This window comes from Acetobacter tropicalis (genome assembly GCF_001580915.1).
GTDB classification, from domain to species: domain Bacteria; phylum Pseudomonadota; class Alphaproteobacteria; order Acetobacterales; family Acetobacteraceae; genus Acetobacter; species Acetobacter tropicalis.
Genome location: NZ_LHZQ01000212.1, coordinates 42,335 through 65,401, shown reverse-complemented (window position 1 = coordinate 65,401; position 23,067 = coordinate 42,335). Strand labels below are relative to the sequence as shown.

General features: G+C 52.7%; 16 protein-coding genes and 4 pseudogenes. 13 read left to right on the top strand and 7 right to left on the bottom strand.

The features are described from left to right. The first annotated feature begins 41 nt into the window (after positions 1-41). From AD944_RS10760 to AD944_RS16810, 4 genes and pseudogenes are all read left to right on the top strand, one after another. Positions 42-1,307, top strand: coding sequence for a cytosine permease (locus AD944_RS10760; RefSeq protein ID WP_169794921.1), 1,266 nt, complete (start codon positions 42-44; stop codon positions 1,305-1,307). Positions 1,308-1,444: 137 nt separating this feature from the next. Next, entirely contained in the window at positions 1,445-1,951 is a 507-nt protein-coding gene (locus tag AD944_RS17720; RefSeq protein WP_082741233.1) for a transposase, read from the top strand. Beyond that, entirely contained in the window at positions 1,891-2,067 is a 177-nt protein-coding gene (locus AD944_RS17715; RefSeq protein ID WP_408735885.1) for an IS3 family transposase, read from the top strand. The genes AD944_RS17720 and AD944_RS17715 overlap by 61 nt, the downstream gene beginning before the upstream one ends. Positions 2,068-2,349: 282 nt before the next feature. After that, positions 2,350-2,463: pseudogene (locus AD944_RS16810) on the top strand (IS5/IS1182 family transposase); the annotation flags it as partial. Here AD944_RS16810 and AD944_RS10750 read toward each other — a convergent pair. The 6 genes from AD944_RS10750 to AD944_RS10725 are packed head-to-tail and all read right to left on the bottom strand — an operon-like array spanning position 2,440 to position 10,766. Beyond that, positions 2,440-3,129 (bottom strand): phosphoribosyltransferase, encoded by a 690-nt coding sequence (locus AD944_RS10750; RefSeq protein WP_045542500.1) that lies wholly within the window; start codon positions 3,127-3,129, stop codon positions 2,440-2,442. The pseudogene AD944_RS16810 and the gene AD944_RS10750 overlap by 24 nt on opposite strands. Then, on the bottom strand, positions 3,126-4,388 hold the full coding sequence (locus tag AD944_RS10745; RefSeq protein WP_045542499.1) for an amidohydrolase: 1,263 nt from the start codon (positions 4,386-4,388) through the stop codon (positions 3,126-3,128). The genes AD944_RS10750 and AD944_RS10745 overlap by 4 nt, the downstream gene beginning before the upstream one ends. Continuing rightward, a complete protein-coding gene (locus AD944_RS10740) occupies positions 4,388-6,163 on the bottom strand; it encodes an adenine deaminase (RefSeq protein ID WP_045542498.1) in 1,776 nt (591 codons plus the stop codon). Before AD944_RS10740 ends, AD944_RS10745 begins: the two co-directional genes overlap by 1 nt. Then, entirely contained in the window at positions 6,156-7,238 is a 1,083-nt protein-coding gene (locus AD944_RS10735) for a nucleoside hydrolase (protein WP_045542497.1), read from the bottom strand. The genes AD944_RS10740 and AD944_RS10735 overlap by 8 nt, the downstream gene beginning before the upstream one ends. Positions 7,239-7,251: 13 nt before the next feature. Next, on the bottom strand, positions 7,252-8,604 hold the full coding sequence (locus AD944_RS10730; RefSeq protein WP_045542496.1) for an NCS2 family permease: 1,353 nt from the start codon (positions 8,602-8,604) through the stop codon (positions 7,252-7,254). A gap of 5 nt (positions 8,605-8,609) precedes the next feature. Then, the gene (locus tag AD944_RS10725; protein WP_236709217.1) at positions 8,610-10,766 is read right to left on the bottom strand and encodes a TonB-dependent receptor; all 2,157 of its coding nucleotides are present in this window, start codon (positions 10,764-10,766) and stop codon (positions 8,610-8,612) included. Positions 10,767-11,135: 369 nt separating this feature from the next. On the opposite strand from AD944_RS10725, the gene AD944_RS10720 reads away from it, so the two are divergent. The 6 genes and pseudogenes from AD944_RS10720 to AD944_RS10705 all read left to right on the top strand — a co-directional run bounded on the left by AD944_RS10720 (position 11,136) and on the right by AD944_RS10705 (position 17,702). Further along, entirely contained in the window at positions 11,136-11,906 is a 771-nt protein-coding gene (locus tag AD944_RS10720) for a GntR family transcriptional regulator (RefSeq protein WP_045542510.1), read from the top strand. A gap of 370 nt (positions 11,907-12,276) precedes the next feature. Then, positions 12,277-12,553 (top strand): annotated as a pseudogene (locus tag AD944_RS17455) (IS5/IS1182 family transposase); the annotation flags it as partial. An 84-nt stretch (positions 12,554-12,637) separates the two neighbouring features. After that, positions 12,638-12,922 carry a transposase gene (locus tag AD944_RS10715; protein ID WP_061474846.1) on the top strand — a complete coding sequence of 95 codons (285 nt, stop codon included), beginning with the start codon at positions 12,638-12,640 and terminating at the stop codon, positions 12,920-12,922. 199 nt (positions 12,923-13,121) lie between these two features. Then, a pseudogene (locus AD944_RS17770) lies at positions 13,122-13,846 on the top strand (IS110 family transposase). A 115-nt stretch (positions 13,847-13,961) separates the two neighbouring features. Then, a pseudogene (locus AD944_RS17445) lies at positions 13,962-14,177 on the top strand (IS3 family transposase); the annotation flags it as partial. A 735-nt stretch (positions 14,178-14,912) separates the two neighbouring features. Next, positions 14,913-17,702, top strand: a complete 2,790-nt coding sequence (locus AD944_RS10705; RefSeq protein WP_045542492.1) for a bifunctional aconitate hydratase 2/2-methylisocitrate dehydratase — start codon at positions 14,913-14,915, stop codon at positions 17,700-17,702. 377 nt (positions 17,703-18,079) lie between these two features. Here the strand turns inward: AD944_RS10705 and AD944_RS10700 are convergent, their stop codons facing one another. Next, entirely contained in the window at positions 18,080-19,012 is a 933-nt protein-coding gene (locus AD944_RS10700) for a LysR family transcriptional regulator (protein ID WP_045542491.1), read from the bottom strand. A 118-nt stretch (positions 19,013-19,130) separates the two neighbouring features. On the opposite strand from AD944_RS10700, the gene AD944_RS17440 reads away from it, so the two are divergent. The 3 genes from AD944_RS17440 to AD944_RS10690 are packed head-to-tail and all read left to right on the top strand — an operon-like array spanning position 19,131 to position 23,062. Then, positions 19,131-19,355 (top strand): hypothetical protein, encoded by a 225-nt coding sequence (locus tag AD944_RS17440; RefSeq protein WP_236709226.1) that lies wholly within the window; start codon positions 19,131-19,133, stop codon positions 19,353-19,355. Then, positions 19,273-20,664: a choline-sulfatase gene (gene betC / locus AD944_RS10695; protein WP_236709223.1), complete on the top strand. Its 1,392-nt coding sequence runs from the start codon at positions 19,273-19,275 to the stop codon at positions 20,662-20,664. Before AD944_RS17440 ends, betC begins: the two co-directional genes overlap by 83 nt. Before the next feature lie 7 nt (positions 20,665-20,671). Next, positions 20,672-23,062, top strand: a complete 2,391-nt coding sequence (locus AD944_RS10690; protein ID WP_169796363.1) for a TonB-dependent receptor — start codon at positions 20,672-20,674, stop codon at positions 23,060-23,062. Positions 23,063-23,067: the final 5 nt, after the last annotated feature.

Here is a 23,067-nt window from a genome sequence, read left to right as displayed (position 1 = left end):
CGACCTTTCAAACAGCCTCTTTCTTCATGCAGGAGATGCGCATGCACGCGACGCACGACGAACATACCGCCAACGCCGTGCCCGAGGCCGAACGCGGCTCAGCATGGCGGATCTTCTTCATCATCGCGGGTACGCAATGCGGCCTGCCCGGCTTCGTCCTCTCCGCGCGCATCCTCTCAGCCCTCGGTCTTCATGACGGCATCGCCGCGATCATCGCCAGCGCCCTGATGACGGCGCTTCTGGCCGCCTTCACCTCCTGGCTCGGCGCCGCCACGGGCATGAGCCTCTCTCTTCTGAGCACACGCATCTTCGGCCCTTACGGCGCCGTCATTGTCCGAACGGTCATCGGCGTTTCGCTGGTCGGATGGTTCGGGGCCACGATCGGGCTGCTGGGCAGCACGGCGGCGCCCGCACTCAGCGAGCAGTTCCATCTGTACATCTCCCCGAATCTGGTCTCGGCCCTCGCCGGCATCGGCATCGTCATCGGCACCTGCATGGGGGCGCGTGGTCTCGAACGGATCGGCCAGATCGTCATTCCCGTCGTGGCACTCGGGCTGATCGTCGGCATCGCGCGAACATGGCATGCCCTGCCGGCCGCCGCCCTGCACGGCGGCACCCACGCCCTGACCTTCGGAGGGGCCGTCTCGGCGATGATCGGCTCATACGTTGTCGGCATCATCATCCAGCCCGATTACAGCCGCTTCGTGCGGTCGTCGAATGCCGCCGTCGGCGCCGTCGTAACCGCGTTGGCACTGGCCTATCCGGTCATCATGATCGCATCGGGCATCCCCTCCCTAGCTCTGGGGCGACCCGACCTCGTCTCCGCTCTCGTCGCGCTGGGCTTCGGCATCCCCGCGCTGCTGGTACTGGTTCTCAGCGCGTGGATCGACGCCTCGGCTTGCCTGTATTCGGGTGGCCTCGCCCTGGCAAACCTGCTCCAGAGCCGCCGCCTGTGGCCCTATGTGCTCGGCTGCGGCCTCATCGGCGGCATTCTGGAGCTTGGGGGTCTGACCGATGCCTATGTGCGCTTTCTGCTCCTGCTCGGCATCGTCCTGCCCCCGATCGCCGCCATCCTGATCGTGGACACCCTGATCGGTCTCCCGGCCAATGTCGGCCGTCCGGCGGCGGGCAGGCAGCATGCCGCGATCCTGGCCTGGATATGCGGCGGCATCGCCGGCGGCCTGTCCGAATTCGGCATGACGAGTCTGACGACTATTCCCACTTTCGACGGGTTGCTGGTCTCGGCCTGCATCATGACAGTCGCCAGCCTTTACGCGCGTCTCACCCCATCCGATCCGGCTATCTGACCATCCGACGCACACCCTCGCGCCCTTTCACAAAATTGTAACCACGCGCGCCGAAATGCCCGCCGGCAGGTTGGTGCTAGGATTGAATTGCCCCGGGTTTTGTGGAGACAGCCAGACCCGATAGGTAAGAGATAGTTATGAGTAACAAATCGAAGCGTTTTCCGCCTGAATTTCGCGACAGTGCAGCCCGTATGGTTGTGGAAGAAGAGAAGAACCATCCGTCCCGTTGTTCCGCAGTGATGATGATAGCGCCAAAGCTGGATATTCATCCTGACACGCTGTCAAAATGGCCCCGTCTTCATGAACGGGCCAATGCACCTGCGGTAAGTGAGCTTCCTGATTGGGAGAAGATCAGGCAACTGGAGCGTGAGAACCGCGCATTGCGGCAGGCCATGACACGCTTCATTAAGGAACACCGGCAGACATATGGTGTCGGGTCAATCTGCAAGGTTCTACCGATTACGCCATCTGTCTATTATGCTTCTGTAGCCAGGCAAAAAATCCCTTTGTGTGCAACCAGAAAGACAAAGAGCTGTGTCATGAAATCAGCAGAATATGGAACGATAACTTCCGTGTCTACGGAGTGCGCAAGGTCTGGCATCAGCTCAGACGCGAAGACAGGACTATCGCCCGCTGCACGGTAAAGCGGCTGAGGCGCCAGATGGGACTGAAAGGTGTTATTCGTGGCAAAGGGACCAGACCCGCAACGTCCCTGCCGATAGGATCTGATTCAGCGTCAGTTCCATACACCTGCCCCTGACAGGCTCTGTGCCAGAGGCAGCCTGAGAGAAAATCAACAACCCGGGGCAATTCAGTATCGCACGGGCCACCATGAAAATTGGGTTGGCCAACATCGTCTACAACATACGCCACTTTATCTTCCTGGAGCGCATCAGTGCGACCGCGTAGCAGCTCAGCGGGGGCAATATTCCAGCACGGATCAAAATGCAGAGAAAAAACTCCCCTGACAACCGTCAATCAAAACGTCATAGCCCTGAAATCAGGAAACAGGAGTTCAAAAAAACGGTTCTTCGATCCCTCCAGGTTCTTCAATAAATTCAAGCAATTTCGCGCTATCGTCACCCGCTACGATAAACTGGAATCGACCTTCCTCGCAGCCGTGCAGTTCGCCTCAATCATCATCCTGCTTAACTGACGACACGTCGTAATAAGAATCAACAATCCATCCATTATTAACACGTCTGAAAATTGGTGATGAAAAGCAACTTAGGATTGGAAAAGGAAAACGATTTTTCCAGCGGTTGCTTTGCGTCATAACACAAAGAGCGGCATGCGGCGTGACGCCAGCCGCTGTGAGAACATCCGTGCCAGCAGAGAGAGAGGTCCCTGTACTGATAACATCATCAACGATGATGATCCGTTTTGCGGCCTGAACCAGAGAAAGAAGGTTGGGGTCCAGATAAAGTCTTTTTGCTGTGCCTGGGCTGGTTATGGAAGAAATGGGAGCAGAAAGCTTCTCATCGTACCAGAATTTGCGAGAGGTGCTGAGTGGCACATAGCGTTCCAGTCCGCTGTGTCTCGCAACATATGCAGCCAGCCCCAAACCAAGAGTAGGCATACCGACAACCAGATCAGGCTTGATTTCTGCCGCCAGACGCCCCAGACCAGCACACATCGCATCTGCCACCTGAAAGGATGTCTGGTTGACCAGAAGCGATGCAACCGCCAGTTCACCAGAAGGAAGAGGGCGGAGTGGCAGGTCCAGCCTATGGTGCCCCAGAGAAACTCTGTAACGGTCTGTATAGGGAGCCTTAAGATCAACGTCAGGCGCAAAAGTCTGCCAGAAGGTCAGGGTGCTCATGCGGCGTCTTCAACAAACGCCGTCAATAACCTGACTGCGCGTTCAAGAGCATTTTCGTCAATGTCAAAAAGGCTGGAGTGGTGCGGGGCTGCAATATCAGCCCCGATAAGGCAGTAGCCAGCGTGGCCGCCGCATTGCTGCACACGCTGCATCATGAAGGTTGCATCATCTCCACCACCAATCGGCCAGTTAGAGACAATATTACCTGTCTTCGTGGCAAGAGCCGCTGTTTCCAGTCGTGTCATAATGGCAGGATTTGACTGTGCACTGATGGCGTTGCCGTAGAGATCAATCTCTACATTAACATCCTGTGTCAGAGCGGTGCCTTCAAGTGTGCGTCTTGCTCCTTCTGTCAGGCGCTGGAGCCCTTCACTGCTGGCTGCACGTAATTCAAGTTCCAGATAAGCCCGATCTGCAATAGCATTGCGCGTTCGACCCGCCTGTAGCAGTCCAACATTAATCCTTGTATCGGACTGACCGTCACGAGGCAAAGCGTACAGCCCAGCAACTGCCAGAGCCGCAGCGAGAAGGGCGTTTCGTCCCTCTTCAGGGCACATGGCAGCATGTGCAGCCCGACCAGTAAAAATGACATTCCACTTTTCGGCCCAAAGAAATCCATCGGCCGTTAATGCAATCTGCCCGCTGGGGAGTTGGCACCCCAGATGGCTGGCCAGAAAAATATCGACATCATCTAGCAAGCCACTCGCGACAATCGGTTGTGCGCCGCGTCCCCCTTCTTCTGCAGGTTGGAATATAAGGCGTAATGTGCCGTTCCATCTGGCATCGGGTTGCGCTAGTTTTTCCGCAACAGCAAGCCCGATCGCTGTGTGTCCATCATGGCCACAGGCATGCATACGCCCCTGATGAATGGAAGAAAAACCTTGGGTGTTTGGCGGATGCTGGTCAGATTGTGATTCATGAACTGGCAGCGCATCCATATCAAAGCGTAAAGCCAGAACAGGGCCTGGCCCCTTCTGGAGTTCACCACAGATAGCGGTTTGTCCACCTGGCATTCTGTTCAGCCATCTTTCATCCGCTCCGGCCTGTAGCGCAGCCTCTTTTGCTGCAGTGAACGCCTGGTCTGACGGCAAACCACGCACACCATCCATGTGCATGATTTCTGGACCGGCTTTTACGGTGTAACCCAGTTCAGACAGGCGTTTTGCGACAATGGCGGCCGTTCGGTATTCAAGAAATGCTGTTTCTGGAAACCGATGGAATTCACGGCGCATTGCAGTAACGTCACGGGGAAAATCCATCAGGCGTTGTCCAGAACCATCGTAGAAAAAACGTCTCCTGTCATACCATCAGCAATGCCCATATCTGTAACATGCGGTCCCGGATTGCAGGCTAGAGAAGCCCCCGTGACAAGCTTTATCATACTGGTTGGCCCATCCCATGTGGTGGCGGTTGCTGCGGCATCACGCACTTCAGTAAAATGTTTGCTGACTATTTCAAGATTTTCAGGGGACAGAAGTCCACATACGGGGAGTGCGACTTGCACGAGGTGCTTGTCGGCTTTTGCCACGGCCATACCCCCGCCGCTGGCAATAAGAGTATTGGCGACACGCACCATCTCTTCCGGGTCCCGCCCGAATACGGCCAGATTATGACTGTCATGGAGAATAGTTGTACCAATTGTGGCTGACCAGTCTCCCCATCCTTCGAGAACACCAAGGCCCGGAGGCGAGTTATCACCATGGCGATTGAAAACAGCCATAAGGGCGGTATCAGGGGGGAGAGTGAGATACCCGTCTTCTAAATCTATCTCCCGTTCGCCCCAGTGAGTTGTGCGGGGTGTGCTGACAGTTCTGATTTTAACCTTAGATTTCCCTGTACGAAGAATTTTAAAGTCAGAAACCGTGACAGGTGTGCGTTTGACAGTATCTACTGGCATGCCGGGCAATTCCGGTGGCAGCGTGGTGAGCAGCGTTCCACGCGACGCGACATGAACACCTGAAGCAAAGACCTCCAGCGGTGTAAAATCAGTCAGATTATCAAAGACGACTAGATCAGCACGACGACCGGTAGCAACAAGGCCAAGGTCACGGCGTTCCAGACGCTGAGCTGTATTCAACGTCGCGCATCTCAGGACGTCCAGCGGGTTCATTCCCAAAGCGACCAGACATCTGAGATGATGCACCATTCCGCCACGCCGTAGCAGATCATCGGGAAATACATCATCTGTGCAGAGTGTCACAGTCTGAGGAACCATACCCAGCTCTTCAAACGCGGCTACAGCCTCAGGGAGAATGTTCTCGTGTGAAACTCTGAGTTCCAGAGTCATACCAGATCGGAGTTTTTCCAGAATATCGGTTTTGCTTGTCAACTCATGGTCAGATTCAATACCTGCCGCCATGAAAGCCTGAAGGTTTTTTCCTGCAAGATTGCGGGCATGGCCACAGACAAGTTTGCCGCTTTTAAGGCCAGCATTGACAATGGCCGTCATGCGCGGAGCGTTATTCACAACGCCCCGCATGTCCATAACTTCTGCAACGCCAATAATTTCTGGCCAGGACAGCATCTCAGCCATTGCGGTTGCGTCAAAATCTGCACCGGACCGTTCGAGACCGGGAGCGGACGGTACGCAGGAAGGTGCTTCCACCAGAATACGCAGCGGAAGCCCTTTTGAGGCCTCAATTGCCCATTTCACACCAGGCAAACCGCTAACATTCCCGATTTCGTGCGGATCCCAGCATATGGTTGTCGTCCCTTGTGGCACCACGGTCTGCGCATAGATACGCGGCGTCACCATGGAGCTTTCAATGTGTACGTGAGAGTCAATAAGCCCCGGAGCAAGAATGGCGCCTTTCAGGTCAAACTGCTTTGTTGAATCCTGACGCTCACCTGTCAGGTGCATGCTGGCTATAAGAGGGCCAACCAGTCCGACATCTGCGTAGCGAAGCTCTCCGGTTGCAACATCTGCCACACGGCCATTGCAGAGGAGAATATCAAATGGTGCACGCCCGCAGGCAGCATCTACTGCGCGCCGACGGAGTTCTGGTTCTGCGAGTGAGCAGGTGACATCAACCATGCGTATTCATCCGGTTGGCTGCTTTAACAAAGGTTCTGAGAAAGCGGGCCTTGTTAACTGCGGTGACGACTGTAACTGGACGTTCCCCGATATGGGGCCGCGTGCTTTCCGGCCAGACATGAGCATAGCCGTAGTTTGGTCCATGGGTCAGATCAACATCCATGTAAGCCACAACCTTGTCGGTCACCAGAGCTGGATCAACAGAAATAGCTGCGGCCAGTTCATCCCACATGGGTTGTGGGTGGAAATACTGGCGCAGATAGTCTGCAACAGGACCAGTTGAGCGTGTTGCCTGATCACGGACTTCCGCTGTCATGCGAATGGGGTTAGCAACGCCCCCCACGGAAACAACCTCAGGGAAGGGCGCTTCCAGAGTAATGCTGGCGGCCTCCGGGTCAAACATGAAGTTGAAGTCTGTGTAGTAGTCTGCACTTTGCATAACCTGCGAAAGGTTACCGTCTACAATGGCCCCCATAAAGACAAGGCGGCGACACAAAGAAGCAAATTCCGGATCCAGCTTGATGGCAAGAGCAATATTCGTCAGTGGACCCGCTGCCAGAAGCGTGATCTGGTGTGGGTGCGTATGGACCTGCCGTATCAGAAACAGGGCGGCTGTTTCGGATGAGACCTTTCGGTCTGGCATGCCTTCTTTCAGAGGTTTGACCGGCGGCTGAAAATCCGGGGCATCACCGCGCCATGCCCCTTTCCATGGCATTTTGCCGTTGGATTTTTCCCACGCCAGAAGCCGGGCACGGGAGTTGACCAGAGGCTGAGTGGCACCGGGAACGACTGGGAGTGTCTCTGGACTTCCGGCAATTTCCAGAAAACGGGACAGATGTGCTGCGGCCTCATTTTCCCACCCATCTCCGACCACAACAGTAAAGCCCAGCACGGTTACCTTATCTGGTTGGCCAAGAAGCGGAATAACGGACTGAATGTTGGTCCCACCGGGTCCGGCAAAATCATTATCAATAATGATGTAATTAGGGTCCTCGGGGGTCTGCGCATGGCCATGAAGAGGGAGCAGAACAAACAGCCCAGCCAAAAAAGTTGAAAACCGTAATTTTGAAAGCATGGCTGAATTCCCTTCAGGCGTGGTGGCCGTGCATGTGGGCAGAAACAATAAAGAATAGAATGAAAATGACGCAAAGCCCCCACACAACGGGAGAGATAGTGCGGGCGCGACCTGTGGTAAGAGCCATTGTTGTATAGGACAAAGTACCAATTGCCATGCCGTTGATGAGGTTGCCTGTCAAAAGAGCGGTTAGAAAGGTGAGGGCGGCTGGAGTACTCTCCTTGATATCTGACAGATCAAGATGGCGGACGCCCTGAAACATCATCATACCAACCATCAACAGAGACGGAGCCGTTGCCTGTGGCGGGATAATCATGAAAAGGGGCCATAAAAATAGGGCTGCAAAAAAGCCCCCCGCAATTACCAGAGCCGTCAACCCGGTACGCCCACCCGCATGTACGCCCGTGATAGATTCAGAATAAACGGTGACAATGGATGTGCCGAGAAGAGGGGCCAGAATACTGCCGGCAGCATCGGTCACAAACGCCTCGCGTGCACGGGGGATCTGTCCGTTTTTTGAAATCATGCCCGTTGCAGTGACGACGCCGAGAAGATTAGCCAGTGTTCCAAACAGTTCTGTACACAGGAAAAAGAACAGCATGGGCAGCACATAGAGGAAGTTATGGATAAGATAGAGCGGTTCCAGATGGAAGGCCGTGGCATAGGGCCACTGCGGCAGGGCAAAAATATGTGCAGGCCAGTGTGTGAGAGTGCCGCCTTTTCCATCAGGCAAAAAAAGTCCGGCAGCGGTGATTACTATAATTGAAAGAATTAACGCGCCGGGAATACGCCTGACCACCAGAACGGGCGTGAGAATAAAACCAGCCAGCGTCATGAGGACTTTCGGGCTGCTGATCGACCCCATAGTGACAAATGTGGACGGACTGGCAACTACAAAGCCGGAATTACGCATGCCGATAAACATGATGACTAGCCCCACGGCGACCTGAATGCCAATACGCAGGGTGTCTGGAATATCATGAGCAATGCGCTCGCGGATGCGCGTCAGACTCATGATCATGAAGATCACACCCGTCAGGCAGACGAGTGCCAGCGCAGCCTGCCATGGCACACCCATTTGCTTGACCAGAATGATGGCAAAGACGACGTTTGACCCCATTGCAGGCGCAACGCCAAGCGGGAGGTTGGCCAGAAGACCCATCAGGGTGGTACTGAAAATGGCAATGAGGCATGTCGCGCTTAGAACGCTTGCGCGGTCCATGCCAGCTTCTGCCATAATCATCGGGTTAACGGCGACGCAATAAACCATGGCCGCAAATGTAGTCAGACCAGCCACCACTTCACGACCAACGGTTGTTCCGCTGGTCGTGAGTCCAAAAAAACGATCTAATCTGGGATATCGCATAAGATTCAGAGGTCTATCTTGGCGGTGGCAAGAGCGGCAAAGCTGCCAGCAACATAATAGGTTGGCGACCCTTGCGAGGCGATAGTGCTGCCGTAAATGCCGCGGGTAGCTCTGGAGGACGCCGCGATGCCAGCAACCCCGGAGAGATATTTGTTATCTCCCACATTCATGAAGTTTAGGCGGATTTCCGGGCGTGTATTCAGGATTTTTGGGGCACGGTAGCCAATATTCATATCAGCACTCACATAGCCGGGCATCGCCTGATCGTTCATGAAGGTTGAAAACTGGCGACCAACATACTTGACAGAAAATCCGGCAAAATACGTGCCATCATCATAATCTAGCCCGACAGAAGCCTGTACCTGCGGACTGCGCACGGCTATTTTGCCAGCAGTAGGCAGATAGTCGGAGCCTACCCGATAATTATTATCGATTGTGGCATGCAGATATTCGGCAGAGACATAGGGATGGAGATGGTGCCAGGGGCGCAGGCCGATTTCAATATCCACGCCGCGGGATGTCTGACCGCCTGCGTTAATGTTCTGCGTGATTTGGGCGTTGTTCACAGTAACCTGTGTGGCCACCTGACGGTTTGTGAAATTATAGTTGAAGAACGTGATAGATCCATTCACAAGGCCACCCTGATAGCGATAGCCGAGTTCTTCCGAAATCGAGTACTCCGTTTTCTGGCCTGGGTTAGCCTGTGTTACGATTTTCCCCGTGGTTGCGCTGTATGTATTATAAAGCGCATTAAGTGTGGGGGTGCGGAAGTTGGTGGCGACATCAGCAAAAATCTGACTGTGATCGTCAATACGGTAACGTGCGCCTAGGTTAGGCGTTGCAACTGCTACGTTCATACCGGTGCGATATTGCGCCCCCGGCAGATAGTTGTAGCCGATGCGGCTGACCATGGATTCCTTGATGCCGGCCTCGACGCGGAGGCGGTTATTGAGGGCGTTAAAGGTATCTCCAAAAAACAGCGTATTGACGCGGGTAATGGTCAGATTGTCATAACTCGCCAGACGGGTGCCGTCAGACAGCTTCACGTTTCCCAGATAACCCCAGACATTCGCCGGACCACCATTCGCACCGACTTCACTGTAAGGGTTGACCATTCGCTCACGTGACCAGTCAAACCAGTATCCAAAAACAAGAGTATGTCTGCCCAGATTATAATGTACTTTGGATACCAGGCCGGGGCGATAGACATATGGTGTGCCGAACGGTGTATACATCATGACCTTATCGGTCGTGGTCCCGTTTCCGTTCAGATCCATGCTGTATTTCTGGGTGCCGGAATAGATCGCATTTTCCGACATGAGAGAGGCGGAGGCAATTGTTCCGGAATTCCAATAGAAATACGGCGTGAAGTCAAAGCCCAGCTTGTCATTAATGACAATATTCTGAGGTGCGCTCAGGATCAGAACCCGATAGGGGCTCTGATGCAGCTTCCAGTATTTTGTATCGGTGGGAGAGAAATTTTCGGTGTAGTTGGCGTGCCTTCCGTATTCCTGCCATGCTGACAGGCTAGGGTTGAGATAGGCCACTTTCATGGAATCATCGAACGTGACAGCGACAGTGCTGCGACTGCCATTGTCCCAGTCTTTAACCAGCTTGGCGTCCACATGCTGCTTATGGTCATCACCCGCGCCGCGAAAATGCGGTTCTTCCAAGTGAGACCATGCGACAAACGCCCGCATTCCGGTATTTCCGATGTCCCCGCTTTGCAATCGGACATATTCCCGATGGGTATTGTAAGAACCAAATGAACCGGCAATCGTGGCGCCCATTTTGTGAGATGGTTCAATCAGCTTCATTGTCACAATACCGCCAGATGCTCCGATAACCGGAGAGTCCAGATTGGCGGACCCCTGCTGCATGGTGACTTCGTTCAGGTTTTCTGAATCAACCCATTCGGTGGGAAACGCCATATAGGAACCGATATCATTCAGGGGAGCCCCCTCCACGGTAAAACCTATCTGATCACTGTTCATGCCGCGGATTGTCATATTACCACTGACCATTCCAAACGGGTCGGCGCTTGCGACATTGGCGCCGGGGAGATTGCCTAAAAGTTTGAATACGTTTGGAGTCGGAGCCTGCTTGGCAATGTAGGCTTGTGTAATTTCGCTGCGCGATTTCGTGCCATTTTGAGGCACCATGCGACCACCTGCTACCGTTCTTGCGGAAACAAGAATATCTTCAGCTTTAGAGATTTGCTGTTTTGCGCTCTTGCTAGCCGAGTGAGAATGGCGTTTCTCTCTGCTATGGTTTGTGGGTGCATCCGGCGAAGCATACGCTGCCACCCAGAAGAGGTTGCTAACAAGGGCTGTACTCAGAAAGGTTAAAGTGCGCATGAAAGAAACTCTCGAACGATACGGAGGAGCCCGGAAACCTGGATAACCTCGCCGATTGAGACAAAAAAGCGAGAGAAGGATCAACAAAGACGTATTGTGTTGTTATAAGACGTCTTAACTAAATCGTTTCCCGATCCTTTTCAATGCAAAATCGAAATATTTATGGGATTTTTTATGCCGGACGCTCTCTTCTCCGCCTATCTGGAACCGAATGACCCAACTCCGCTCTATCTGCAGGTTGGCCACCATATTTCCGGCTTGATTGGTAAAGATGAACGATTCCTGGACAGACTGCCGTCCGAAGCCGAGCTATGTCGGCTTTATGGTGTCAGTCGTATTACAGTGCGTCAGGCTCTGTCATATCTGGCAAAAAGAGATGTGATTGTAAGGCAGCATGGGCGAGGAACATTTGTCGGGGCATTGCATCGGCCGGGGCGCCAGAAGACCATTCATTCTTTTTTTGAAATTCTGGCAGATAAAGGGCTGCGCCCCCGGATGACGCTTCTGGATTATCGGATGCAGGCCCCACCAGAGGACATGGCAAAAGGGTTTGGTGAACAAGGAGATGTACTGTTTATTCGGCGCGGATATCGTTCTGCAGAAGGACCACTCGGCGTAACGGAGGTTTTTTATCCGGGCCATCTTGCCAAAATGGTGACACCTGAGCTTGCGGGCAGCAAAACGTCAGCTACTATTTTAAAGGATATCTTCAAGTTTCAGATAAGCCATGCTGATATATCTATCGGCCTGACACAGGCTGCTGATGATGTGAGTGAGTGGCTGGATATTGCAAGAGGATCTGTACTGCTGAAGATCAAACGTGTCACGTCCTGCAAAGGGCAGGGTATATGTGAATATAGCAGACTACTTGTAACAGAAGGGGCGGCCGATTTTCAGATTAAAGCTGACGGTGAAATGCTCAGTGAAGGCATGTTGCACGAGTAAGAGATCAAACAATTTTTTCGGTTCTCATGCATGGAGGATCAAAGCGAGTCCCTTGAGAGTTTCATTATTTATCGAAATTATCATCTGTTTAATGAAGGCTTGCATAAGTAGAATTTTTTTGGTCGTTTGTTTTTAGATCCTGAACCTGTTGGCTCATGTGAGAAGGTATCGCTCACTGGTGCGATCATGCGAAGCATAGCCTTGCATGATAGAAGGGCGGTGAGATCTAGTATTAATCTTTAATAGAGGTGGCCCCGGTTTTTCAAACAGGAGCGTAAGTTATAATCCGGTCTGAGAGAGGGCGAGCTTTATGGGTAAAGCTTACGCGCAAGCAGTATTGGCGGGTTTAAATCACGGGTGGCATTGGAGGCGACAGACTGCAAAACCTTGGAACCCAACGGTGTCTGGCGCCCGGCTCAGAAACGAAGCTTTGCGGCTATCAAAGCGCTTCGGACCGGTCCTGGCGACATTGGAGCGGGTATCCTTGACGAAGCTGTGTCGAGACTAAAAGGTATTGCATCAAATTGCTGGGGCAGCGTCTGATGGCGCGGGACTTCGACTGTCAGATCACGAAAGTTCACATCCTCGTCGCCATTTTTAATTGCCTCGCCACGCTCGGAATCCCAATCATACAGACCGCTCGGTAAACAACCACACGTCAAAGAATTTGGACGTGTCACGGTTTAGTTCCGGACCTTTAAGACCGAAGATGGTCATGAAGGAGATTTGGAATGGGACGAGTTTATAAGGCTGAGTTCAGGCACGAGGCGGTGCGTTTAGCTCTGAGCCGCGGTCTGTCGCATGAGCGTATTGCTCAGGATCTGGGTATCGGCTCTTCGACGTTGAAGAAATGGATCCGCGATGCGCAGAAGCTTGATACTGTAGTCGCTGACACAACAGATCATACGGCGCTATTGCGCGAGAATGAAAGATTACGCTTGGACAACCTTCTGCTGCAGGAGGAGAGGGAGCTCATAAAAAACGATCCCAGACGTCTGTCCGCCTGTGCAGCATAGAAACAGGCCATGCTATTGTGCTGGACAGGAGGGTAGCGGCCGTTCGCTTATTGGCGGGGTCGTCCCCGTTAAAAAACGTGGTTCATGGAATTGTGCGAACTTGAGAATGGAGACGCCGCCTTGCGGTGATCCCGGTTAGGAAGATGATTGACTGGCATGTTCTACACCCTCCTCCAGCACACTGTGGGGAGATGTTACGATACCTCGAAAATCTGTAAAATCACCCCCTGAGCTCTCCCGTCATATTCACGGAGCCGCTACGATTGATATCGGATCATGGATGCATATGGCGGCGGTGTCACCTGAGAGTGCAAAAGATCCAATCCGATCCTTTGGCACATTCACCTCGGATCTCCACGCTTTAGCTGAATGGTTCAAGGCCTGCAAAGTCACCAGTGTTCGCCATGGAATCTACAAGCGTCTACTGGATTCCGGTTTACGAAATTCTTGAGCTGCATGGTTTGGACGTCATTCCGGTGAACGCGCGTTACGCCAAGAATGTACGCGGCTGCAAGACGGACGTGAGCGATGCAGCATGGCTCCAGAAACTTCATTCCTATGGCCTGCTACGTGGAAGCTTTCGGCCTCAGGCCGATATTGCCGCATTGCGGGCTTACCTGCGTCAGCGTGAGCGTCTGGTCGAGTATGCTGCGGGGCATATCCAGCACATGCAGAAAGCCCTGATGGAAATGAACCTGCAACTCTATCACGTCGTCTCCGATATTACCGGTGTCACAGGCATGCAGATTAGCGGTTCTGTTTTACAATACCCTCAGGCACGGCATGGTTTATGTCGATCCCGGAGCAGGACATTACGATGAAATCCATCGTAAACGTGTCGTCTCCAACCTCCACCGACGCGCGCAGTCATTAGGGTTTGTCCTGCATCCCATCCCTGCAGCCACCGAGCCTGCTGTTTCTTAGGAAGCTACCCAGTTCTTCGCGAGCCTGGCGACGAGGCCTGGTTTGTGCCCGCAGAAGACAGGATGACATTCTGATGGTGCATTTCCGCACCATTCACGCTTAGAGCAGGCGAAGTTACGGACGTCCCCGCATAACAGAGAAACTCCGGGCTGCTGGTCGGTCTGTCGGGCATCGTCGCGTTAGACGCCTGATGTGCGAGTATGGCATTCGTGTTGTCAGGATACGACGGTTCAAGGTGACGACCACCAGCGCTCACAGTCATGCCATTGAATCCTGTCCCCGCAATCATCTGATTACCATGTTATGTAGCAGCAGGCATGTTGGGGTATAAAGAGGGGTATCTTTTAAGGTTATGTTATATAAAATATATTTAAATCAGAATAATATCTAAAAAATTCGATTGACTCTCTCTCTCTCCGCCAGTCTGTCGCGCTAAGGCGTTGGTATATCCAGTAGATATTTCTCACAATAAATCGCAGGTTTCTGCGGGCTGCATATGTTTTTTCTTTATTAAGCGGTAACGATAAAACAGTAATTCAATAACAAATGCTGATTATTGTTGGTGATGCCAGGCGTCCAGAATCCTATACTAAGGCAAGTTTTTATACTCCCCTCTGGCTCATGATCTCAGCCCGCACCTTTTCGGCTTTGAGTGGTTTTCATACGTGGGGTGTTCACAAGGTGTCCGTTTGACGTCCTCATGGCCTGATGTCAAGCTAGGCAGACAATGAGCGCTGGTTCTGTCTGCTGTCTCTCTGAATGTTTTTTAAACGGGGCAGGCGTTTTTGCCCCACATGGTGCCGGGAGGGGGCATTGAACTGCTTGAGATATGACTATTCTGACGTTGGGTTCCGATATGCAGCTATCAATTGGGTGTCATTGCTTTAAGTAATAGGTCTCTCTGCATGGCCTGAACGAAGCCGCTATTTTATAGGTTGAGTCTATGCCCAGTGCCGGAAAATTGACATGACAAATGCCGGTGTAGCTGGGATCAGTCCAAGCTATCAAAAGCTGGTTTGCAGGGCCATGTTTCAGGTCCATACACCTCAATGATGTTGGGATTGCGATGAACGCCTACTCAGATTACCTGATCGAAATCAAGGACAGAGAAAGTCAGGGGCTTGCTCCCAAGCCAATCGACGATGGCGGTCTCGTTCGTGACATTATTACGTTGATTGAGGAGCCCGGTAACGAGCACCGGGCCGATGCCCTCAAGTTCTTCATTTACAACACGTTGCCCGGTACCACGAGTGCTGCAGGCGTGAAGGCGGACTTCCTGAAGAAGATTGTTCTGGGCGAAACGGTCGTGCCAGAGATCACGCCGAATTTTGCCCTTGAGCTGCTTTCGCATATGAAAGGCGGCCCTTCGGTCAAGGTGCTTCTGGACATCGCTCTGGGGGATAACGGCCCCATCGCCCAGCAGGCGGGCGAAGTACTGAAGACTCAGGTATTCCTTTATGATGCAGACATGTTCCGGCTGCGTGATGCCTTCAAGGCGGGCAATGCCGTCGCGAAGGACGTGCTCGAGAGCTATGCCAAGGCTGAGTTCTTCACCAAGCTTCCGGATGTTGAAGACGAAATCAAGGTTGTGACCTTTATCGCGGCTGAAGGCGATATCTCGACCGATCTTCTGTCACCGGGCAATCAGGCGCATTCCCGCTCGGATCGCGAACTGCACGGCCAATGCATGATCTCGCCCGCAGCACAGAAGGAAATCGTTGCGCTGCAGAAGCAGCACCCCGATGCGCGCGTGATGATGATTGCGGAAAAGGGCACGATGGGCGTTGGTTCCTCCCGTATGTCGGGCGTGAACAACGTGGCTCTCTGGACCGGTAAGCGGGCCAGCCCCTATGTGCCCTTCGTTAACTTCGCCCCTATTGTCGCAGGGACGAATGGCATCTCGCCTATTTTTGCAACCACAGTTGATGTGACCGGCGGTATCGGTCTGAACCTGAAAAACTGGGTCAGGAAGACCGGCGAAGACGGTAAACCAGTTCTGGACAAGGATGGTAATCCTGTCCTTGAGCAGAAATATTCGGTTGCGACCGGCACTGTTCTGACAATTGATGTGAAGAACAAGCAGCTCCGTGACGAGAATGGCAAGGAACTGGTCGATATTGCTGCGTCCTTCACACCCCAGAAGATGGAGTTTATGAAGGCTGGTAGCTCTTACGCTATTGTTTTCGGCAAGAAGCTCCAGACATTTGCAGCTCAGACGCTGGGGATTGAAGCGCCACGGGTTTTTGCACCCAATAAGGAAATTACGGTTGACGGTCAGGGTCTAACCGCAGTCGAGAAGATCTTTAATCGTAACGCCGTTGGCGTAACGCCGGGCAAGACCCTGCATGCGGGGTCGGATGTTCGCGTGAAGGTGAATATTGTCGGCTCTCAGGACACAACCGGCCTGATGACCGCGCAGGAACTTGAGGCGATGGCGGCCACCGTCATTTCGCCTCTTGTGGATGGTGCATACCAGTCGGGCTGCCATACGGCATCCGTGTGGGACAAGAAGGCACAGGCAAACATCCCGAAGCTCATGAAATTCATGAACAACTTCGGCTTGATCACCGCGCGTGACCCGAAGGGCGTCTATCACGCGATGACGGATGTGATTCACAAGGTGCTGAATGACATCACTGTGGATGACTGGGCGATCATTATCGGTGGGGACAGCCATACCCGTATGTCCAAGGGCGTGGCTTTTGGTGCCGACTCTGGCACCGTGGCGCTGGCACTGGCCACCGGCGAGGCGACGATGCCGATCCCGCAATCGGTCAAGGTCACGTTCAAAGGCACGATGAAGCCGTATATGGACTTCCGTGACGTGGTGCATGCGACCCAGGCGCAGATGCTCAAGCAATGCGGCGACAACGTTTTTCAGGGCCGCGTTATTGAAGTGCATATCGGCACGCTGCTTGCCGATCAGGCCTTCACTTTCACTGACTGGACAGCAGAGATGAAGGCAAAAGCGGCGATCTGTATTTCGCAGGATGAGCCGCTTATAGAATCTCTGGAAATTGCCAAGTCGCGCATCCAGATCATGATCGACAAAGGCATGGAGAATGCCGCGGGCACACTGAAGGGTCTGATTGCCAAAGCTGATAAACGCATTGCCGAGATACGGTCGGGTGAAAAGCCTGCGCTGGCCCCCGATGACAATGCGAAATATTTTGCCGAAGTGGTGGTCGATCTCGACGAGATCAACGAGCCGATGATTGCCGATCCGGATGTCAATAACCCGGATGTGTCCAAGCGTTACACCCATGATACGATCCGCCCGGTTTCCTACTACAGTGGCAATAAAAAAGTAGATCTTGGCTTTGTGGGCTCCTGCATGGTGCACAAAGGCGATATGAAAATCGTGGCGCAGATGCTCAAGAATCTTGAGAAAGCGCAGGGGAAGGTAGAATTCAAGGCACCGCTGGTTGTTGCTGCGCCGACTTACAACATCATTGATGAGCTGAAGGCGGAAGGGGACTGGGAGATCCTGGAACGCTATTCCGGTTTCGAATTCAGTGACCTGCTCCCGAAGGCCAACGCACGGACCGAATACGAGAACATCCTCTATCTGGAACGTCCTGGCTGTAACCTCTGCATGGGGAATCAGGAAAAGGCAGAAAAGGGCGATACCGTTCTGGCAACTTCGACCCGTCTGTTCCAAGGGCGTGTTGTTGAGGACTCTGGTGATAAGAAGGGTGAATCCCTGCTGGCCTCAACCCCTGTTGTCGTGTTGTCGGCAATTCTTGGTCGGATGCCGACCAAGGAGGAATATAAGGCTGCGGTTGAAGGGATCGAACTCACCAAGTTCGCTCCACCAAAAGTTGCCCCGCTCGACTCTTTGTCCGTGCATTACTAAGGGCGCTTAGATCTGATCATTCGGAGCAGTAAAAGCTCCGTTTGATATCTTGTTGCGCTTAGATACGAAACCAGGTGTTATCCGCACCTGGTTTCGTAACCGCGACCAAGCTGGATAATTCCAGAATCCATCTTTCAAGTTAAATGATGATCACCACCCATTAATATTGCTCTATAGCGAAAATCATGGGTAAGAGATCTTCGATCTTTTTAATGATGGCACGGTATATTGCTATACCCTAAAGGGCGCATTTTTACGTATGATGGCAGCCGAAAAAGGTCTTCGGGCCAAGGGGATCAAGGCGTAACATTTATGAACGCTTTGGAGGCAAGGAAGGGCTTTTTTCTGCGGTCATTCTCGTGCCCGCCTCTTTCATCCTAAATGGCAGCATTTTTTTGGGCTTCTCTGATAATCCATTCAATAAAAAAGGCTGTGTGTTCCTTTTTCTTTTGAATGACAGAGACAAAATATCCGCGGCTACTTCTTAGCGGCTCTGCATAAATAGGAACAATCTGTTTTGTTCCAAGAAGATCATCAATCAGTGGCCTCCAACCTAATCCGATCCCTTGCCCTTGCAGCACAGCCTGAAGGAGAAGAGGGTAGTTTCCAAAAGAGAGAGAATTTTTAAGGGGAATTGAGGAACGAGTTGGAAGGCTAACGGCTTTGAACCAGTCTTCCCATGTAAACCATTTCCGGTCAGGGCCGCTCAGGTGCAGAAGGCGGCCGCGTGCAATATCTACATGTTTTGTAAACGGGCCTGCCTGTTCAAGATAATTAGGGCTGCAAACCGGATAAATTTCTTCGCTGAAAAGGCAGAAGGATTCCTGTTCCGGAACCTGTGGTTTTTCTCCAAACAGAATGGATAAATCGGCTGGTGGAGTGTGCTGGTCTGGCTTCCTGGCCTGCTGGACCTGAGTGGTCAGCAGGCTGATATCCACATCAGGGCACTGCTCTTCAAAATCAGACAGGCGGGGAAGGAGCCAGTTGGCCGCGAAGCCATAGTCAGTCAGGACTGTCAGTTTTTCACGTGTATTCTGTTCATATATCTTGTCCATAACGGTGTGGATCTTGCTGAGAACTTCCATCACCGTTGTGTAAAGGGCCTTCCCGTTATCGGTTGAAGAAACGCCTCTATGGCGGCGCTCAAACAGCGTGACCCCCAGAATTTTCTCCAGTTGTGCAATTTGCTGGCTTACGGCGGGCTGAGACATGCCCAATTCAAGTGCGGCCGCACTGAAGCTGCCGCATCGGCCTACGGTTTCAAGCAGCCGCAGGGAACGCAGAAGATATTCTACCTGATTGGGTGTCATAACCCAGGCTTATATCACACATATGTACGTAGATACATCACAAACAACAAACATTATGTGTTTATTTTTGATTGAAAAACTATTTCAAATCGTTAAATAAGACTATGGAAACGATACCGTGACAAAAGGCGCTCCTCTGAATTTTCTGGTTGTGGTGGCGGATCAGCTAACGGCCTTGGCGCTGCCCGCGCTACTGGGCGGGCGTGACCCTTCGCCTGTTAAGGCTCCTGTTCTGGAGTCCCTTGCCAGACGGGGGGAGGGTGTTTGCCAACGCTTACACGGCAAGCCCCCTCTGCGGGCCTTCACGCGGGGCGTTCATGACCGGTCTTTTACCGTCACATAGTGGTATTTTTGATAATGGGTGTGAATGGCATTCAGATATTCCCACCTTTGGGCATAGGCTGCGTAATGCCGGGTATCAAACCATTTTGGCCGGCAAAATGCATTTTGTCGGGGCTGATCAGCTTCATGGGTTTGAGGAACGCCTGACAACAGACATTTATCCATCAGATTTCACGTGGGTTCCCAACTGGCAGGATAAGACCGACCGGCCTGACTGGTTCCATTCTATGGATTCCGTTCTAAATGCAGGGCCGGTATTGCGCAGTAACCAGATTGATTTTGACGAAGAAGTTGCCTATGCGGCCCGGCGCAAACTGTTTGATCTGGCGCGTAAGCGGGAAGACACGCGCCCCTTCTGCATGGTTGTCTCCTTCACTCACCCACATGATCCATTCAATATCGAACCGCGCTGGTGGGATCTGTATGCTGACAGTGAAATTTCACTGCCAAATGTTCCTGCCGCAGTGGAGGCTCATCCATCGGAAGACCGTATTCGCGCGGCCTGTGGCATTGAAGCCCAGCCGCCTTCCAATGCGGATATCCTGCGCGCCAGACGGGCTTATTACGGAGCCATTTCTTATGTGGACCATCAGCTTGGCCAGTTGCTGGCGGTGCTGCGGGAAACGGGTTTGGACAAAACCACCGCCATTGTTTTCACCAGCGACCATGGTGAAATGCTGGGCGAGCATGGGCAGTGGTATAAAATGTCTTTCCGCGAAGGTGCTGGCCGTATTCCGCTTATTATGTCCACCCCTGATGATGATCAGCCTTTGCGTATAACACAGGCCGTCAACCTGACAGATGTGGGGGAGACACTCTGTGCGCTGGCGGGAGCCGCGGCCGCCCCGCAGACAGATGGGCGGGATTTGACCCCCTTGCTGAAAGGGCAGGAATGGGGCGTGGATGAGGTGTTTGGAGAATATCTTGGGGAAGGCACATTTGAACCCACGGTCATGATCCGGCGGGAGAAATGGAAGTTTATCCATACGCCGGGTGATCCTGATCAACTATATGATCTTTCGGAAGATAGAGATGAAGAGCGGAACCTTGCGCAGGTTCCGGCTTATGCGGCCATAGCCCATGCATTCCGGACTGAAGCTTTGCAGCGCTGGGATTTTGGGAAACTTACCGAAAGTGTGCTGCTGAGCCAACAGCGGCGCGCACTTGTCAAGCGCGCGCTGGCCACGGGGCGCTGTACCTCATGGGATTATCAGCCTCCTGCCAATGCGCATCGCGCTTATATCAGAAATCACAGACCTTTGGAGCAGCTTGAGGCGGAAGCTCGGCTGTTGCCACAGGGTATCGGGTAATATCGTCATGGTGTTTTATCGCCTTCCGTATCGGACCACATTTATTCTGGCTGTTTCTGTCGGGGCCACGTGCAGCGCGTATGCCGCAGAAACCGAGCGGTATCAGGTCTCCCCGGCGCAGAGAGCCGTGCCGCAAAAGCAGAGCACGCAGAAGGCATCAGCCGGTATGCCTCATAAAAAAGGGTCTGCCAGTCTGGAAGAAATTACCGTGCGCTCAAACAGGCGTACGCAGCAGGCCAACAACACGCCGGCTTCCATCGTGGCGTTAACCGGCAAGACCCTTCAGACAACAGGGGTGCGGGATGCGCTTTCTCTAGCGCGGGATATTCCAGGTCTGATGGCGGAAAGTACGTCTGGTTCCACAAATCCACGCTACCGCCTGCGCGGGATCGGCACGAACGATTTTTCAGCAAACATGACAACAGCCGTTGGTGTTTCTGAGGATGAAGTGTTTCTGGATAGTGGTGCCTCCCAAGGCGTACCGATTTATGATCTGGACCATGTGGAAGTCTTTCGTGGCCCGCAAGGCACGTTGCAGGGCAAGAACACAACCGCCGGCATGGTGTCCTACTACACTAAAAAGCCAACCAACACGCTGGATGGGTATGTGCGTGGCACAGCAGGCAACTATGGCCTTCTGGGTGAGGAAGGAGCGATTGGCGGCCCTATTATCAAAGATAAACTGATGGCGCGTTTTGCCATAGTTAACAGGCGTATGGATGGGCAATATTATAACGGAACGCACAAAAACCCAACCGGGGGCTACCAGTATTATGATATGCGTGGCCAGATTCTGGCCAGGCCGGTTGATAATTTTTCCATTCTGATAAAGGGGCATATCGGGCGTAACAGAACGGAAGTGCCTATTGATCATGTGGGGTTGTTGGAAGGCGGAGTGGATGCGCAGGGCTATGCTCAAGGGTCCCGCAGGAATATTCAGAACAATGGCCGCACGGACGCCACAACCCGACGGGCAGGCCTTTCCGTCAACGCACGGTATGACTTTGCGGGCGGCTGGAGCCTGAGCAACATTTTTGCGCTGGAATGGAATCACTTCAACGTTTTTTCAGATGATGATGCCAGCCCGGCCCCTGTTGATTATCAGGAAAACATTGGTGGAGTTGGGCGTGTTTTAAGTAACGAAATTCGTGTTGCATCTCCTCAGAACAAGAAAATACGCTATATTGGCGGGGTATATTATTTGCGAAACATGACGCAATCCTACAGTCAGCAGCCTCTCTACAGCCCTATTGATTTCGGGGCGAACGGTAACGCGTCCAGTTTTAATATCAACACACAGGATGCGGCTGTTTTCTCGGCCTTGTCGTTTGATCTTACACGCCGTCTGACACTTGATATTGGCGGCCGCTTTACATCCGAAACACGCAATGCCAATGGCGAGGCATGGGCCTATAACACTCAGGATTCCAACCCTTATTATGCGGGCAACCGTGCGCTGACGTATATTAACACCAATACAGGCACCTTTATTGACCCTGCAACAGGGCAGGCCATCAGTGGGCCACCTTTGAAGAAAACCTTTAATCGGGACAGTGAAGATGCAAGCCTGAAATATCGCTTCTCGCATGGCATTATCGGGTATCTTCGGTATGCGCGTGGGTTCCGGACGGGCAATTACAACACCTACGTTGCAACGGCCTCTGATTTCAGCCTGTATAACCCTGAAGTGCTCACGGATTATGAAGGGGGCTTCAAGGCGCGGCTGTGGCGCGGCAAGGCGCAGCTAAACCTGTCTGGCTTCCATTATGATTATAACAACATGCAGGTAACAATCCTGCAAAATACTGGCACCCATACAACAAATGCGGCACGTGCCGTTTCCAATGGGTTTGAATTTGAAGGGCAGGTGCGCCCGATGGAAAATCTGTTCGGCTCGTTTGGTGTCTCTTATCAGGATGCACATTACACCAGTTTTCGGAATGCCAGTGCTCCTGCGCCTATCAATGGCGGTAATCCGGTGGATCTTTCCGGCCAGCCACTGGAGCGGGCGCCCCATGTGACAAGCAACTTTCTGTTAAGCTATAAAATTCCCGTTTCTTTTGGCGATTTTACACTCCAGACAGACTGGCGCTACACAAGCCGTTACCGGTTTCAGGCATGGTCTGATGTGCATCCTTCTACACCGGCGGCTTTTCTGGCCTCACCCCAGACGCAGGCATTGGTGCGTCGCGCCTTTTCTCAAAAGCCGGTTATTACGGGTAACGTCAGGATAGCCTGGCACTCCGTGGATGAAAAAACTGAAGTTGCTTTCTGGTTACATAACATTATAAACCAGATGACATACACAAACGCATTTGGCGGGTTTTTTAACCGGAATATCAGCAGATACCCCGGTGACTTACGGTCATTCGGCTTTGAAGTCATGCGGGCTTTGTAGGGGTG